This window comes from Polymorphospora rubra, assembly GCF_018324255.1.
In the GTDB taxonomy this organism is placed as follows: Bacteria; Actinomycetota; Actinomycetes; order Mycobacteriales; family Micromonosporaceae; genus Polymorphospora; species Polymorphospora rubra.
This window is the reverse complement of sequence record NZ_AP023359.1, coordinates 8,097,195-8,113,176: the sequence shown is the minus strand read 5'-3', so window position 1 is coordinate 8,113,176 and position 15,982 is coordinate 8,097,195. Positions and strand designations below refer to the sequence as shown.

Genomic DNA, 15,982 nt, shown 5'->3' with positions numbered 1-15,982 from the left:
TACGCTGGATCGATGACCGTCGCCCAGGAGACGCCGCCCCGGGTCGTGGTCGTCGTCGGCTATCCCGGCGCCGAACTGCTGGACATGGCCTGCCTCACCACGACCTTCGACTACGCCAACCGGGGCGCCACACCGCCCTACCAGGTCGTGGTCGCCTCGCCGGCGGGCCGGCCGATCACCTGTCAGTCCGGGCTCACCCTGGGCGCGCAGGCCGCCGTCGAACGACTGCGCGGCCCGATCGACACCATGATCATTTCAGGGGGCGAGGGGCATCTGGCGGCCGCGGACAATCCGCGACTCGTCGCCCACGTCCGGCGGCTGGCCCGCGAGACCCGCCGGGTCGCCTCGGTCTGCACCGGCTCGTCCGTACTGGCCGCCGCCGGCCTGCTCGACGGTCGCCGCGTCACCACCCACTGGTTGTTCGCCGACCAGCTCGCCACCCTGCACCCCGCCGTACGGGTCGACCCGACCCCGATCTGGATCCGCGACGGCGACGTGACCACCGCCGCCGGGGTCACCAGCGCACTCGACCTCGCGCTGGCCTTCGTCGAGGAGGACAACGGGCCGGAACTGGCCCGCCACATCGCCCGCGCCCTCGTGACGTATCTGCAGCGACCCGGCAACCAGGCGCAGATGAGCATGTTCGTCGCCGCGCCGGCCCCCGACGACGCCGTGGTCCGCGACCTGGTCGCGGCGATCCGGGACGCGCCCGGCGCCGATCACGGCCTCGCCGTGCTCGCCGACCGGGCCGCGGTCAGCGAGCGGCACCTCACCCGGCTGTTCGTCGCCCACACCGGGCAGACCCCGGCCCGCTACGTACGCGGGGTGCGGACCGAGGCCGCCGCCCAGTTGCTCGTCTCGAGCCGGCTGCCGCTGGACCGCATCGCGGTCCGCTGTGGATTCACCTCCGCCGAGGCGCTCCGCCAGGCCTTCGTCGACCGGTACGGCGTCACCCCGTCCCGCTACCGCGCCGCCTACAGCACCACCTCCCTCGGCCGTGGTGCCCCGGCCGGGGGAGGCGCAGCCGTTGCTGGTTCAGCCGTCCATGCTTCAGCCGATCGCGGCGAGCACCAGGAAACCGATCCCCAGCGGTACGTCCAGCAGGACGCAGAACTCCGCCAGTGACCGTGGCACCACCTGGTTGCGCCGGTAGTGGATCACGTCCCAGATCCCGTGTGCGGTCAGCGCCACCCCGGCCAGCACGAGCCCGACGGGCGGGGCGAGATGGAGCGCGGCGACCGCGAGTCCGCCGTACCCCAGCAGGGCCAGGGTCTGGGCGGTCAACGCCGGACGCGGAACCCGGCCGACCAGGCCGACCACGACCAGCACACCGGCGACGACGGCTATGCCGACCCACCAGGGCAGGCCGGCCAGCTCACTGACGACCACCACCACCGAGGCGCCGCCGACACCGGCCCAGGCCACCCAGGGCCGGTCGAAGGCGGCGGCACCGAGATAGCAGAGGGCGGCGACGCTGACAATGGTCGCCAGGGTCTCCCGGTTGGCGCCGTTCGCCAGCACCAGCGTTGCCGCCGCCAGGCCGACCACGCTCGGCCAGCGGTGCGCCAGCGCCGACCAACGGGCGGCGGCCACCCGCGTACCGGCCGGGGCCGCGGAGTTCACAGAGGTATCCATGCCCCGACGGTGCCGGGTGCGGCGACCGCGGGGCGAGCCGGATCCGTCGACAGGTCCGGATTCCTGGGGTACGTGTCCGCGGCGCCGCGATCGGGCGCCCGCACACTAGCCGGCCAGCGCGGCCACGCCCACGATCCCGAAGATGGCGGCGAAGCCGGCCACAGCGGTGACGGTGAAGACGGTGACCGGCCGACGCGCGAGCCACCGCGCAGAGCCGTCCGTGCCACGCCACCGGTGGAGCAGCGGCAGCGGCGATCCGGGCAGCCGGTCCGCCACCGCGACCGTCAGCAGCCAGGTGGCGCCGAGCACCCAGCCGGCGACGACGTCGCTCGGGTAGTGGACGCCGAGATAGACCCGGGACAGACCGACGGCCACCGCGAGCATGCCGGCCGCGACCCAGGCCGTGGCGCGGACGGTGCGGCTGACCGCCACCATCGAGATCAACCAGGCCACCGTGCCCAGGATGACCAGAGCGCTGGCCGAGTGGCCGGACGGGAACGAGAAGCCGCTCTCGACCACCGCCCGGTGCAGCGGGTCGGGACGGTCCCGGGCGATCAGCAGCTTGCTGCCCGCGACGAGCAGCGCGCCGCCACCGCCGGACACCGCGGCCAGCACGACCGGACGCCACGACCGCAGCCGGACCGCCACCGCGACCGCGACCCCGGCGAGCAGGAGGGTGAGCAGCGCCTTGCCGCCGATGTCGGTGACCGCCACGACGACGGCACTGCTCCAGCCCGTACGGCGCTGCGCGACCCACTCGACGACCGGCCGGTCGAAGGCCGTGAAGTCGTCCTCGTCGACGACCGCGTCGAGGATCTCCACGAAGACGGAGACCAGCGCGAGCGCCAGGACCGCCCCGGCGACGAGGACGAACGGACCCGGCGGTACGCGGTCCCGGGCCCACGCCGGGACGTGTCGCGCGAGTTCCATTCCCCGCAGCCGCCGTGCGGCCGGCCGGGCGGCCACCACCGCCGCGAACGCGACCGCCACCGCGACCAGTGCCAGGGCCACACTGGCCACTGTGGTCACACTCATCGCCCACCCCTTGCCAGGCCGGGTGGACCGAAGGTCGCACCATCGACACACCAGGCACGTTATCCCGGTCGTCGGCCGTTTCCGGTGCCTGTTAACCCTCCTTTAGCGTTCCCCGGCGCCGGCGTTAACCCGCCGCCGGTGCCCGGGTACGGCTGTCGCCCCGGACGGCTCGTCGGGGCGCCGAAGAGCGGGACCGACCGGGGGAGGGGAGGCCACAATCGGGTGGGGGAACCGCCCGGCTCCGGGTCGTCGGAACGGGCGTCCGACCGGGAGGGTGCCGCACATGCTGTTCCGTAGCGAGATTCTGGACGGAATTCGGCAGGGCGTCGTCTCGCTGGTGTTCCGGCGCTGGCGTCAGCCCCGGGTCCGGGCCGGCAGCCGGTTGCGGACCGCGATCGGGCTGGTGGAGATCCGCTCGATCGGCCCGGTCGACGAGCGGGAGGTGTCGGACGCCGACGCGCGGCGGGCCGGCTACCCGTCCGCCGACGCGTTGCGCGCCGACCTGCCGCAAAGCGGCGACCTGCGGCTGTTCCGGATCGGGGTCGGCTACGCCGGCCCGGATCCGCGTGCGGCGCTGCGCGAACAGGATCAGCTCGGCGCGCCGGAGTTGGCGGCGCTCACCGAACGGCTGGCCCGGTTCGACCGGGCCGGGCCGCGCGGCGCGTGGACCGCGACGGTGCTGCGGATCATCGCGGAACACCCGGCCCGGCGGGCCGCCGAACTGGCCGAACTGGCCGGCTATCCGGCCACCGAGGTCTTCAAGCGCGACGTCCGCAAGCTGAAGGAACTCGGCCTGACCGAGAGCCTCGAGACCGGCTACCGGCTCTCGCCGCGTGGCCGGGCGGTCGTCGACCGGCTCGACTGACTGTGAGCATGGCGGGGTCGGTTCAGCAGTGCTGAGCTGATGCGGGTGGTAGTGGGCGTGACCCTTCGCCTGACTGGCCTCGTGTCTTGGGCGGGACTTGTCCGCCCGCTACCGCCGGCACCGGCCCGGCGGGGAGACGTGTCGAAGCCCACCCCAGCCACCTGACGCACTACAGGAGCGTCCCGCCCGGCTCTCGGCCGCCGCACCGGCCCGGTCCACCCGCCGACCCGATACCACTGTCACGCCCCACAGCGGATTCGCTGTGCGTACGCCGAATTCGCTGTGGACCCCCAACACCTTTGGGGTCCTTCCCGGCAAACCCTCAGGCCACCCGTGATCATCAGCTGCCCAGCAGCTCGACACGCCGTACGGACAACGGCGGAACAACTGACGATCATCACGCACCGCCACCCCACGAAGGGCGCGCGGGGGTGGCGGCCGGTCGACGCACCATAGGAGCGTCCGTGCGCACGGAGGGGTCGGTTCCTCACTGGTGAGCTGGTGCCTGATCAGAAGCTTGACCGGCCCGCCTGGAGGCCGGATACCACTGTCCCGCCCCACAGCGCGAATTCACTGTGTGCACGCCGAATTCGCTGTGGACCGCGACACCACCTCAGGGTCCTTCCTCGGCAAACCGTCGGGGCACCTGTGATCATCTGCTGCCCGGCGGCTCGACACGCCGTACGGACAACAGGGGAACAACTGACGATCACCACGCACCGCCACGTCGCGAAGGGCACGGCGGCGGCCGGTTGACGCACCGTTAGAAGCGTCCGTGGGCATGGCGGGGGCGGAAGGGGCGGCCGGCTATCCGGCGGGTCGCGGTGTGGGCTTCTCCCGGTCGGCGGGCGGGGATTCCGGCTCGGTGACCGGCAGTTCACGCATGGTCCGGAGCGGGGAGAGCAGTGTCGACAGGAAGGCCGCCGTCATCCCGGCGGCGCCGATCCACAGCACCGCCTCCGCCCCGAGGAGAGTGCCGAGGGCGCCACCGAGCAGCCCGGCCAGCGGCATGCTGCCCCACATGACGAAGCGGAAGGTCGCGTTCATCCGGCCCAGCAGCCGGTCGGGTGTGACGGACTGCTGGAGGCCGGCCTGGGCGACGAGGCGGATCACGCCGCCGGTCGACAGCAGCATCAGGCCGAACACCGCCAGGTAGAGGCGCCAGCCCGGTTCGGCCAGCGGCATCAGGGCGGCCGGTGGGGCCGTACACAGGGGTGCCATCCAGATGACGGGGCCGGTTCCGATCCGGGCGACCACCCGCCGGGCGACCAGGGCGCCGGTCAGGCCGCCGCACGCCATCGTCGACAGCACCAGTCCGATGCCGAAGGACCCGAGACCCACCTCCCGGGACAGGAACACCAGCAGCATGGTCTGGTATGTGACCAGGAAGAGGCTGAACATCCCGTCCGCCACGACGACCGGCCGCAGCAGCGGGTTGCCGAGCACGAACGACAGGCCCTCCCTGACCTCGCGCAGCAGGTGCCTCGACGGGTCGGCCCGGCGTCGGGTCTCCCGCTTGCGGATCCGGGCGACCAGCAGGCCGGAGAACGCCATCCCCACGGAGCTTGCCAGCAGGGTCAACGGCGCGCCGAGCCAGGCCACGAGCGGACCGGCCAGTCCCGGGCCGCTGATGCTGACCGCCGAACGCACCGACGCGACTTTGGCGTTGGCCTCCACGAGATTGTCCCGGCCCACCAGGTACGGCAGGTAGCTGACGTACGCGACGTCGAAGAACACCGTGAACAGGCCGTGTGCCAGGGCGACCGCGTACAGCAGCCAGATGGTCAGGGCGTCGGCCCACCAGAGCACCGGAATCAGCGCCAGCAGTACGGCGCGGGCCAGGTCCGTGTTGATCAGTACGGAGCGCTTCCGCCACCGGTCGACCCAGGCGCCGGCGGGCAGGCCGGCGAGCAGCGACCCGGCCGTCGTCATGGCGGTAAGCACGCCGACCTCGAACTCGCTCACGTCGAGCGAGACGATGGCGATCAGCGGCAGCGCGAGGAAGACGAACCGGTCCCCGAGCTGGCCGGTCGCGGTCGCGGCGAACAGGTGACGGAAGTCGGGATCACGCAGCAGTCCCGCGCGTGACGGTGGCGGCACACGGTCCCCTGACCACGGTGTCGGTCGAACTTTCCCGTCGGGAGCACTACGCAGACTGCCAGAGGAACCGGCAGCCGTCGACCCCGCCGGATGCGGTCCGGTGTTGCACTTCTCTGGCTAGTTGGGTTAGCTTTCAGGCTATGGAGCCTAGCCGAACTGTCCGGTCCCTGGTGACCGCGCCCCGCGTCCGTCTCGGTGCTCTCGCGTTCGCCGTCGCCGGGGTGCTGTTCGTCCTGTATCCGGCCGTCCGGCCGTGGGCCGACGAGTCGACGGCCGAAGGCGCGACCGCGGCGCTGGGCTCCACCGCCTGGGTCTACTCCCACCTGTTCGCGATGGTTGGCTTCGTGCTGGTGCCGATCGGCCTCCTCGCGTTGTACGGCGTGGTCGCCCGGACCCGGGCCGAGCCGGTGGCCCTCGCGGCGGTCGTCGCCGGCTGGCTCGGTGCCGGGCTGACCCTGCCGTACTACGGCGCCGAGGACTTCGGGCTGCACGCCGTCGGCCGGGCGGCCGCCGACGGAGGAGCGGTCGACGTGCTCGACCTGGCCGAGGCGGTCCGGTTCGGGCCGGTGGCGGTGACGACGTTCGGGATCGGCCTGATCGCCCTCGGTGTCGCCGCGGTGCTCGCGGCCGTGGCGATCTGGCGGTCCGGGGTCCTGCCGCGGGCGGGCGGCCTGCTGTTCGCCGCCGGCTTCGTGCTGTTCCTGCCGCAGTTCTACACCCCGCCGGCCGCCCGGATCGGGCACGGCGTGCTTCTGGGTGCCGGGTGTCTCTGGGTGGCCTGGCTGCTGTGGCGGTCGGCCCGTCGCTGACCGCCGGTTTCCGCCGACGACCTCACCGGGAACGTCCGATCAGGACGGTCGACGCGGCGAAGGGTGACTGTCACCCTTCGCCGCGTCGCTGTGTTCAGCGTCAACCTGCGGGAGTGTCCCGTCGTCGTGACCGGCCGGCCGGTCCGGGGCGACCGTCCGGGTGGTGACTGTTCGGGTGGTGACTGTCGGAACCCGCCGCCCGCGGATGGCTGGCGCGGCGGCGGTCGACTGTGACCGGATGGCGGGTGGCAAACCGCGCCATATACGGAATTATGGCGGCACCCCTCACGGGGAGGGCGTCTGACCTGCGGCGACCGTGCGACGGGTGCGGGACGGCCGCCCGTGCCGGGGCGGTGACGGCCGGGCCGCCCCTCAATCGGTGATCAATAAGCCTGAAACCCAAAACGACGAAATTCGTCATTTCAAAGTGGTCAACTAACGATATCCCCGAGTCTATAGACAAGATCTGGCGTGTCCTCGTAGAGTCGCGGCCATCTCCCGAGCGCACACACCTGGAGTCGACGTTGAACACTGAGCGCGCCGTCCTCGCGCCCAACGAGCTGCATACCGCCGCCACCGTGGTCGACGGGAGCACCGTCATCGAGCTCAGCGACGAGCACCTCGAGCGGATCCGTCGTGGCGGTGTCACGGCCGTCAACCACACCGTCACCCGCCCGTACGTCGACACGGTCACCGCCCTGCGCGAAGTCAACACCTGCCGCCGCTGGATCGACGAACACTCCGACGCCGCACTGCTGGCCCTGACCGTCGACGACATCCACCGGGCCAAGGCCGACGGGCGGGAGGCGATCATCCTCGGCCCGCAGGACACCGAGATGATCGGCGTCGACCTGGACCTGCTCGGCACCTTCTACGACCTGGGCGTACGAGTCCTGCAGCTGACGTACCAGCGGCAGAACCTGCTGGGCGCCGGCTGCGGTGAGAAGACCGACTCCGGGCTGACCGCCCAGGGGCGGACCTTCGTCCGCGCCATGAACGAACTCGGCATCCTGGTCGACGTCTCCCACTGCGGCCAGCGCACCGGCCTCGACGCGATGGACGCCTCCGACCGTCCCGTCGTCGTCACCCACTCGTTCTGCGACGGACTGTCACCGCACATCCGGGCCAAGGACGACGCCTTCCTGCGCCGTCTCGCCGAACAGCGGGGCGTCATCGGGATCACCAGCCTGTCCGGCTTCCTCTACTACCCCGAGGAGCCGCGGCGGCGTCCGGACCTGGCCCGGTTCGTCGAGCACGTGGCCCGTGTCGTCGAGGTGGCGGGTGTCGACCACGTCGCCATCGCGACCGACTACGACGAGACGCTCACCGAAGCCATGCGGGAGCAGCAGATCGTCCTACACCGCACCCTGCTGGGTGACTGGGCCTGGCACGAGCGCCGGGCGGTCGGGATGGACGACGCCGCGCAGTTCCCGAACTTCACCACCGCACTCCTCGACGGCGGATTCGCACCCGACGAAGTCACCAGGATCCTCGGCGGCAACTGGCTGCGGGTCTTCGGTGAAACCTGGAAGCCCGCCACCACCACCACGCTGCAATCTCCACCCGAGCAAGGAGAAAGGCATGAGAGTTCGAACCCTACATAAGGTCCTCGCGGCTGGGGTCGCCGTGGCGGTGCTGGCCGGCTGTTCCGGAGGCGGCGCACCGCCGTCGGCGGACAATGGCGGCACGACCAACGACGGCCTGAGCAGCAACGTCCGCCTCGAGGACGAGAACCCGCCGGCCGGGCAGCCCAAGTCCGGTGGCCGGCTGAACGTCATGATCCGGCTCGACGCCACCGAACTCGATCCGCACCGCATGTCGGAGACCTCGGCGTTCGTCATCAACGAACAGATCTACGAATCGCTGGTCCAGTCGTACCGCGGTGAGATCAGGCCCGCGATCGCCGAATCGTGGGAGCAGAGCCCCGACGGCCTGACCCTGACCTTCAAACTGCGCGACAACGCGTTCTTCCACAGCGGCCGCAAAGTCACCGCGGAAGACGTCAAGTACTCCATCGAGCGCATCAAGGACCCGGCGACCCGGGCCCCGCGGGCCCGCAGCTACGAGTCGATCACGTCGGTGACCGCCCAGGACGAACACACCGCCGTGTTCACCCTGGCCAACCCCAACGCCGCCATCCTCACCCTGCTGTCGACCGCCGCCTCCTCGATCGTCGACCGTACGGTCGTCGACTCGACCGGCCTCAACGGCAGCGTCGACGGCGGCAGCGGCCCGTTCAAGATGGCGGCCCGGGTCACCGGCCAGGCCATCAAGCTCGACAAGCACGACAAGTACTGGGAGCCCGGCGTTCCCTACCTCGACGGCCTCGACTTCACCTTCAACCCCGACGACAACGCGCGCGCCGCGGCCATCCGCAGCGGCACCGTGGACTTCCTGTGGCGGCCGGCCCCGAGTTCATCGACGCGCTCAAGGCCGACGAGGCGCTGAAGTGGTACGGCGGGTCCGGCTCGCTGTCGCTGCACCTGCGGCTCAACACCTCCAAGGCGCCGTACGACGATGTCCGGGTCCGGCAGGCGATCTTCCTCGCCCTCGACCGGCAGGAGATCCTGAACGTCGCCAACTCCGGCTACGGCACCGCCCTCAACGCCGGCTACCTGCCGCCGGACCGCTTCGGCGCGCTCACCCAGCCCGTCTACGGCGGCGCCGACATCGAGAAGGCCAAGGCACTGCTGGCCGAGGCCGGTCACCCCGACGGTTTCGAGGCCACCCTCATGGTCATCGCGACGTCGGCGTTCCAGGTGCGTTCCGCCGAGGTGGAGCAGCAGCAGCTCGCCAAGATCGGGATCAAGGTCACCATCGAGTCGGTCGAGGCCAGCATCGCCGACACCAAGACCAAGTCCGGTGAGTTCGACATGTACCAGTCCGGCTTCGGACTGACCTACGACCCGGACGAGCGGTTCAGTGCCAGCTTCCTCAAGGGCGGCGGCCTGAACTACGGCAACTGGCACGACGCCGAGTACGAGGCGCTGATCGTCCAGGCCCGTTCGGAGCTGGACCGCGAGAAGCGGGCCGCGCTCTACCAGCAGGCCGAAACCATCCTGGCCGACCGCGGCCCGGTGGCGATGACGTTCCTCAACGCCGACTTCGACGTGGTGAAGAAGGACGTCATGGGCTACAAGGGCGACCCCACCCCGACGTACCGCTTCTACCGCCACCTCTGGCTCGACCGCTGACCGGCCCGGCCGGGGGTGCCGAACACCCGGCGGCACCCCCGGCCGGCCCACCGCATCGCCCTCCGCGCCCGCACGACCCTGTCCCACCGCGTCACGGACCCCGGGGGTCCGTGACGCCACCACCGAAAGGCAAACCATGGCGTCTGTTCCGCTGACCGACCGCTACATCATGGCCGCCCGGCTCAAGGGCTACCTGAACAAGCATGCCGACGCCGTCGCACTGCTCACCGAGGCGCTCGAGGCCGAGCCCGGCAATGTACGACTGCTGCGGTTCCGCGGCCACCGGCGCATCTCGACCGGGGACTACACCGGCGCGGTCGCCGACCTGACGGTCGCGGCCGAAGGACTCGCGGACGTCGAGGACGAGTACGAGATGTACCAGCCCGAGGTCGAGAAGGACGTCGTCAGCCTCGTCCTCGGCCGGCCGGAGAACGTCCGCCCGCAGCACCTCGGCGAGCGGCAGGCGGCGGAGAACCCGGCGGAACTCGGCCGCTACAACACCACCCTGCACACCTCGGTCTGGTACCACCTGGGCGTCGCCCAGTACCTGCTCGGTGACTTCGAGGCGTGCCTGCCGTCGTTCCGCGAGGCGGAGCGCAGCTCGCGGCACCAGGAGGGCACCGTCGCCTCGCAGGACTGGCAGTACATGGCGCTGCGCCGGCTCGGCCGGCCGGTGGAGGCCGAGGAGGTGCTGGACCGGTTCCGGCACATCGACCTCGTCGACGAGGACCACTACGTCGGCTACGAGAGCCGGATGCGGCTCTACACCGGCGAACTCACCGCCGACCAGCTGTGGCAGATGGTGGCCGGCGACGACCTGCGCACCGCGACGCAGGGCTACGGCCTGGGCAACTGGTACTACTACCACGGCGACATCGAGAAGGCCCGCGAGACCTTCGACGCGGTGCTGCGTACCGGCGTCGCGCACGCCTTCGCCTACCTGGCCGTCCAGGCCGAATTCTCCCGCAACCCCGATTTCGCCGGCGTGCCGGCGTCCGTGAAGGAGTGATCCAGATGGCCACCATCCGTGTCGAGCTCGGCGCCCGTGACCAGGAGACCCGGGAGGCGATCATCGCCGACCTGACCGACGTGATGGTCAAGTACGGTTCGCCGCGCGAGAGCACCCAGGTCATCCTGTACGAGATCTCGATGGACCTGTGGGCGAAGGGCGGGATTCCCTACAGCAAGCGCGCGGCGGCGGCGCGGGCCGAAGGGACAGCATGAGCGACACCACGCCGGGACCGCACGTACTGATCAGCGAGAACCTGGCCGGGATGCGGCCGGACCTCGTGGCGCGCTACCCGCGGTGCCGGTTCACCGCCGTACCCGACGCCGGGCCGCTGCTTCCCGACTACCTCGACGCCGAGGTGATGCTGCGCAGCTCCATGGGGGAGGAGATGTTCGACGGCATCCTGGCCAACGCGCCGAAGCTGCGCTGGGTGCAGATCACCGCGGCCGGCTTCGACTGGGTCGGCGGCGAACTCTTCCAGCGCCGGCTGGCCGAGGGCCTGCTGTACACCCGCTCGCCGCACTCCTACAACGTGCCGATCGCCGAGTACGTCATCGCGTCCGCGCTGCTGCACGCCCGGGCCTTCCCCGCGTTGCGGGAGGCACAGGACCGGCACGAGTGGGTGCGGCTGGTCGCCCGCGACTTCATCGGCAGCACGATGCTGGTCTTCGGCACCGGCTCGATCGGTGGTGAGGTCGCCTGGCGGGCCCGGGCGCTCGGTGCCCGGGCGATCGGCGTCAACCGCGGCGGCGGCGCCGTCGAGGGCTTCGACCGGGTGGTTCCCGCCGGCGAGGCCCGGACGGTGCTGCCGGAGGCCGACTGGGTGGTGCTGGCGATGCCGCTGACCCCGGAGAACCGCTACTTCTTCGACGCGGAGCACTTCGCGGCGATGAAGGAGTCCGCGGTCCTCATCAACGTGGGCCGGGGTGCGCTGGTCGTCGAGGACGCCCTCGTGGACGCGGTCACCAGCGGCACGATCTCGGGTGCGGTGCTCGACGTCTTCGAGGAGGAGCCGCTGCCGGCCGCCAGCCGGCTGTGGGGACTGCCCCGCACGATGGTCACCCCGCACACGTCGTTCCGGGCCGCGGGCAACATCAACCGGCTGTACGAGGACTTCTGCGCGAACTTCGACCGGTTCCTCGCCGGCGGGCAGCCGGTCGGCGCGATGCGACAGCCCGACCTCGGCTACTGAGCCGCCCACGGTGCCCACCCGCCCCCTCGGCGGGTGGGCACCGCGTCTGCGTCTACCGGCGGCCGAGCAGGTCGCGGGCGGCGGCCAGGATGCCGGTCTCACCCAGGAGTACGTGCTCGGTCGCCGGCCCGAGGGGCACGTAGCTGTCGACGCTGGTGACCCGGCCGACCGTACCGGCGTACCGGGCGTCCACCAGCGCGGTGACGACCGCCTCGGCGACCCCGCCGCTGGCCCGGCCCTCGTCCACGACGAGCGTGTGCGGCACACCCCCGACGGCGTCGAGCAGGCTCTCGGCCGGCAACGGCGACAGCCACTGGAGGTCCACCACCCGGGCGTCGATCCCGTCCCGGCGCAGGGTCTGCGCGACGCGCAGGCTCATCCGTACCCCGTTGCCGTAGGTGACCAGCACCAGGTCGCCGCCGTCGCGTACGGTGCGGACCCGGCCCAACGGCTGTTCCGCCGCCGCCCACCCGTCCGGCGGCAGGTACGGCGCCAGCCAGCCGCCGTCGCCCTCGGCGTGCAGGTCGCGTTCGTGGTAGAGCGCGATCGGTTCGAGGAAGACGCAGACCCGGCCCTCCTGCTCGGCCAGGGCGAGGCACTGCCGCAGCAGGGCCGGCGCGGTGGCCGGATGGGCGGCCACGGCCAGTGCCAGGCCGGGGATGTCGCGCAGTACGGCCACCGAGTTGTCGTTGTGGAAGTGCCCGCCGAACCCCTTCTGGTACGCCAGGCCGGCGATGCGGACCACCATGCCGTTGGAGTACCGGCCGGCCGAGAAGAACCGTAGCGACGCGGCCTCGCCACGCAACTGGTCCTCGGCGTTGTGCAGGTACGCCAGGTACTGGATCTCGGGGATCGGCAGGGCGCCGGTCAGCGCCCCGCCCAGCGCGACGCCGAGGATGGTCTGCTCGTCGAGCAGGGTGTCGAAGACCCGCGCCGCGCCGAACGTCTTCCGTAGCCCGCGGGTGGCCCCGTACACGCCGCCCTTGCGGGCCACGTCCTCGCCGAACACCAGCGCCCGGGGCCAGGTGAGCAGCGCGTCGTGCAGCGCGGCGTTGATCGACTGGCCGAGCGTGAGCGGTGGGCGGGTCTCGGGCGGCTTTCCGCCGAACGCCGACTCCCGGCCGGCGCCGGCGCGGGCCGCGGCGGCACTCACCGCGGCCGGGCGGCGGTCGGTCAGCGGGGCGACGACAGCCCGGGTGCTGTCCAGCCGCTCGACCCGGCCGACCATGGCCCGGGCCTGCGTCATGACCCGTTCCCGGATGGCCTCGTAGCGGGCCAGCGTCGCGGCCGGATCCAGTACGCCCCGGCGGGCCAGCAGGGCCGCCGTGGCCAGGATCGGGTCGCGTGCGTAGTCGGCGAGGATCTCGGCCCGGGTGCGGTACGCCAGTTCGGCGTCGGAGCCGGCGTGGCCCATGAAGCGCACGGTACGCAGGTGCAGCAGCACCGGGCGGCGCTGCCCGCGTACCCGGTGGGCGACCTCGGCGGCGGTGGTCAGCAGCCGGCCCGGTGCCGTGCCGTCGACCGCCACGTACTCGATGCCGGGCAGCATCGACAGGGCGCGGCCGGTCCAGCCGTCGGGCGTCCGGGTGCTGATCCCGATCCCGTTGTCCTCGCAGACCAGCAGCAAGGGCATCGGGATGCCCTGGTGCGCGCACCAGCCGGCGGCGTTCAGCGCGCCGACCGCCGTGGAGTGGTTGGCCGAGGCGTCACCGAAGCTGCACACCACCACGGCGTCGGCGGGGAACCGGTCGGCCGCCGGCCCCGGCCCAGCGCGAACGCCATGCCGACGGCCCGGGGCAGGTGTGAGGAGATGGTCGAGGTCTGCGGCACGATCGCCAGCCCGTGGTGGCCGAACACCTTGTGCCGGCCGCCGGAGATGGGGTCGTGCCGCGACGCGGCGGCGGAGTGCAGCACGTCGGCGATCGGCGTGGTCCCGGGGACCTGGCCGGCCCGGGCGGCGTAGAAGCCGCCGGACCGGTAGTGCAGCAGCGCCGGGTCGGTGGGGCGCAGGGCCAGGGCGACGGCGGCGTTGCTCTCGTGGCCGCTGGAGCCGATCGTGTAGAACCCTTCGCCGCGCGCCTGCAGCCAGCGCAGCGCGAGGTCGAGGTGCCGGCTCTCCAGTTGCGCGTCCAGATAGGCCAGCAGCGACCGCTCGTCGGGGCCGGCCGGCCCGTCTTCGAGTGCCGCGGGCAGGGGAGTGCCCGCGGACCATTCGGTGAGGCGGCGGACCAGGTGTTCGTCGACGGACTCCATCGGGTGTGCCCCCGTCCCGGCTAGTGTCCGGTCCGGCTGCGCAGGCGCGGATCCAGCGCGTCGCGGATCGTGTCGCCGAGCAGGTTGAACCCGAGGACGGTGAGCATGATGCAGATGCCGGGCACCAGGGAGGGCCACATCGACATCTCCATGAACGCCTTGCCGGACGACAGCATCGATCCCCACGACGGCTGCGGCGGTTGGACACCGAGCCCGAGATAGCCCAGCGACGCCTCGATCAGGATCGCGTACGCGAGGCTGGTGGTGAACTGCACGGCGATCGGCGCCACCGCGTTCGGCAGGACGTACTTGAAGATGAGGCGGGTGTTGCTCAGCCCGACCGCGCGCCCGGACTCGACGTACGGCTCCTTGACGATCGACATCGCGGTGCCCCGGACGATCCGGGCGAAGCTCGGGATGAAGACGATGATCAGGGCCAGGATGAGGTTCTCGGTGCCGGGCCCGCGGGCGGCGACGACGGCCAGCGCCAGCAGCAGGGTGGGGAACGAGAAGAGCACGTCCATCGCGGGGGTGATCACCCCGTCGAGCCAGCCGCGGAAGAACCCGGCGAGCAGGCCGAGGACGACGCCGATGATCCCGGCGCCGGTGACCACGATCAGACTGACGCTCAGCGAGGTCCGGGCCCCGTACAGGGCCCGGCTGAGCAGGTCGCGGCCGGCCTCGTCGGCGCCGAGCAGGAACGTGCCGCCGGGCGGGGCGAGGCGCTGGTTGGACATCGCGGTGGGGTCGTACGGGGCGATCACCGGGGCCAGGATGGCGGCGAGCGTGATGGTGACGACGAGGAACAGGCCGACGGCGCCGATGCGGTCGCGTACGAGTGCCTGGAGGAGGCGCATCCCGGGCCGTCGACGGACCGGCGGCAGGGGTTGCGCGGAAGCGAGTTCAGTGACCACTGCGGAGCCTCGGATCCAGGTAGACGTAGATGATGTCGACGAGGAGGTTGACCACGACGTAGAAGAAGGCCAGGAAGAGCAGCGTGCCCTGGACCACCGGGTAGTCCCGCTGGGTGATGCCGCGGATCACCATGGTGCCCAGGCCCGGCCAGGAGAAGACCTGCTCGACCACCACGGTGCCGCCGAGCAGGGCGCCGGCCTGGATGCCCAGCACCGTGATCACCGGGATCAGGGAGTTGCGCAGCGCGTGCCGCACGACGACGACGCGTTCGCTGAGGCCCTTGGCCCGGGCGGTGCGCACGTAGTCCTGGTTGAGGACCTCCAGCATGCTGGACCGGGTCATCCGCATGCTGATCGCGGCGAGGCTGGCGCCGAGGGTGACCGCCGGGAGGATGAGGTATTTCAGTTGGGCCAGGCCGCCCTCGCCGCTGCCGGCGCCCTGCGACGGCAGCCAGCCCAGGGTGACCGAGAAGAGATAGACCAGCAGGATGCCGAGCCAGAAGTTCGGCACCGACAGGCCGATCAGCGAGGCCAGCCGGGAGCCGGCGTCCAGCAGGCCGTTGCGCCGGGTGGCGCTCAGCACCCCGAACGGGATCGAGATGAGCACCGAGACCACGAGGGCGGAGACGGCCAGCAGCATGGTGGCGGGCAGCCGCTCCAGGATCTCGTCCAGGACGGGCTGCCCGCTGCGCATGGAGGTGCCGAAATCGCCGTGGAGCAGCCGGCCGAACCAGCTCAGGAACTGCTCGTGGATCGGCATGTCGAGGCCGAAGTACGCGCGCATCTCGGCCTCGAGCTTGGGATCGCTGAAGTCCTGACCCATGATCGAGCTGATGACATTGCCGGGGATCATCCGGATCACGAAGAACGAGATGACCGAGATGCCCAGTAGTACCGGCACGACCGCGAGCAGGCGGGTCAGGATGAGGCGGGCCAAAGGGTCAACTCCAGACTGCGGGGTGAGTATGACCCGCGG

The 15,982-nt window shown here is 71.5% G+C and carries 12 protein-coding genes and 2 pseudogenes; 8 read left to right on the top strand and 6 right to left on the bottom strand.

Translation table 11 applies throughout. The features are described from left to right. Window positions 1–12: 12 nt before the first annotated feature. A complete protein-coding gene (locus Prubr_RS35515; protein WP_212820006.1) occupies window positions 13–1,125 on the top strand; it encodes a GlxA family transcriptional regulator in 1,113 nt (370 codons plus the stop codon). On the opposite strand, the gene Prubr_RS35510 is transcribed toward Prubr_RS35515, so the two are convergent. Both Prubr_RS35510 and Prubr_RS35505 read right to left on the bottom strand, forming a co-directional pair. Beyond that, window positions 1,051–1,635, bottom strand: coding sequence for a hypothetical protein (locus Prubr_RS35510; RefSeq protein ID WP_212820004.1), 585 nt, complete (start codon window positions 1,633–1,635; stop codon window positions 1,051–1,053). The two genes, Prubr_RS35515 and Prubr_RS35510, sit on opposite strands and share 75 nt — an antisense overlap. Window positions 1,636–1,740: 105 nt before the next feature. Continuing rightward, window positions 1,741–2,670: a phosphatase PAP2 family protein gene (locus tag Prubr_RS35505; RefSeq protein ID WP_212820002.1), complete on the bottom strand. Its 930-nt coding sequence runs from the start codon at window positions 2,668–2,670 to the stop codon at window positions 1,741–1,743. Window positions 2,671–2,953: 283 nt separating this feature from the next. On the opposite strand from Prubr_RS35505, the gene Prubr_RS35500 reads away from it, so the two are divergent. Next, a complete protein-coding gene (locus Prubr_RS35500; protein ID WP_212820000.1) occupies window positions 2,954–3,535 on the top strand; it encodes an ASCH domain-containing protein in 582 nt (193 codons plus the stop codon). Window positions 3,536–4,342: 807 nt separating this feature from the next. Here Prubr_RS35500 and Prubr_RS35495 read toward each other — a convergent pair. Continuing rightward, the gene (locus Prubr_RS35495) at window positions 4,343–5,635 is read right to left on the bottom strand and encodes an MFS transporter (protein ID WP_212819998.1); all 1,293 of its coding nucleotides are present in this window, start codon (window positions 5,633–5,635) and stop codon (window positions 4,343–4,345) included. A gap of 170 nt (window positions 5,636–5,805) precedes the next feature. Here Prubr_RS35495 and Prubr_RS35490 point away from each other — a divergent pair, with 170 nt between their 5' ends. The 6 genes and pseudogenes from Prubr_RS35490 (at window position 5,806) to Prubr_RS35460 (ending at window position 11,839) form a co-directional block, all read left to right on the top strand. After that, entirely contained in the window at window positions 5,806–6,444 is a 639-nt protein-coding gene (locus Prubr_RS35490; protein ID WP_212819996.1) for a hypothetical protein, read from the top strand. Window positions 6,445–6,968: 524 nt separating this feature from the next. Continuing rightward, window positions 6,969–8,048 carry a dipeptidase gene (locus tag Prubr_RS35485; protein ID WP_212819994.1) on the top strand — a complete coding sequence of 360 codons (1,080 nt, stop codon included), beginning with the start codon at window positions 6,969–6,971 and terminating at the stop codon, window positions 8,046–8,048. Further along, window positions 8,026–9,638: pseudogene (locus Prubr_RS38510) on the top strand (ABC transporter substrate-binding protein). The gene Prubr_RS35485 and the pseudogene Prubr_RS38510 overlap by 23 nt, the downstream one beginning before the upstream one ends. Before the next feature lie 136 nt (window positions 9,639–9,774). After that, window positions 9,775–10,647: a tetratricopeptide repeat protein gene (locus Prubr_RS35470; RefSeq protein ID WP_212819988.1), complete on the top strand. Its 873-nt coding sequence runs from the start codon at window positions 9,775–9,777 to the stop codon at window positions 10,645–10,647. Window positions 10,648–10,652: 5 nt separating this feature from the next. After that, window positions 10,653–10,862, top strand: a complete 210-nt coding sequence (locus Prubr_RS35465; RefSeq protein WP_212819986.1) for a tautomerase family protein — start codon at window positions 10,653–10,655, stop codon at window positions 10,860–10,862. Continuing rightward, on the top strand, window positions 10,859–11,839 hold the full coding sequence (locus Prubr_RS35460; protein WP_212819984.1) for a D-2-hydroxyacid dehydrogenase: 981 nt from the start codon (window positions 10,859–10,861) through the stop codon (window positions 11,837–11,839). The genes Prubr_RS35465 and Prubr_RS35460 overlap by 4 nt, the downstream gene beginning before the upstream one ends. Window positions 11,840–11,891: 52 nt before the next feature. On the opposite strand, the pseudogene Prubr_RS35455 reads toward Prubr_RS35460, so the two are convergent. The 3 genes and pseudogenes from Prubr_RS35455 to nikB all read right to left on the bottom strand — a co-directional run bounded on the left by Prubr_RS35455 (window position 11,892) and on the right by nikB (window position 15,943). After that, window positions 11,892–14,092, bottom strand: a pseudogene (locus Prubr_RS35455) (thiamine pyrophosphate-dependent enzyme). A gap of 20 nt (window positions 14,093–14,112) precedes the next feature. Continuing rightward, window positions 14,113–14,949, bottom strand: coding sequence for an ABC transporter permease (locus Prubr_RS35450; RefSeq protein ID WP_212819982.1), 837 nt, complete (start codon window positions 14,947–14,949; stop codon window positions 14,113–14,115). Window positions 14,950–14,995: 46 nt separating this feature from the next. Beyond that, complete coding sequence (gene nikB, locus Prubr_RS35445) at window positions 14,996–15,943, bottom strand: nickel ABC transporter permease (RefSeq protein ID WP_246568111.1); 948 nt, start codon at window positions 15,941–15,943, stop codon at window positions 14,996–14,998. Between the last annotated feature and the right edge of the window lie 39 nt (window positions 15,944–15,982).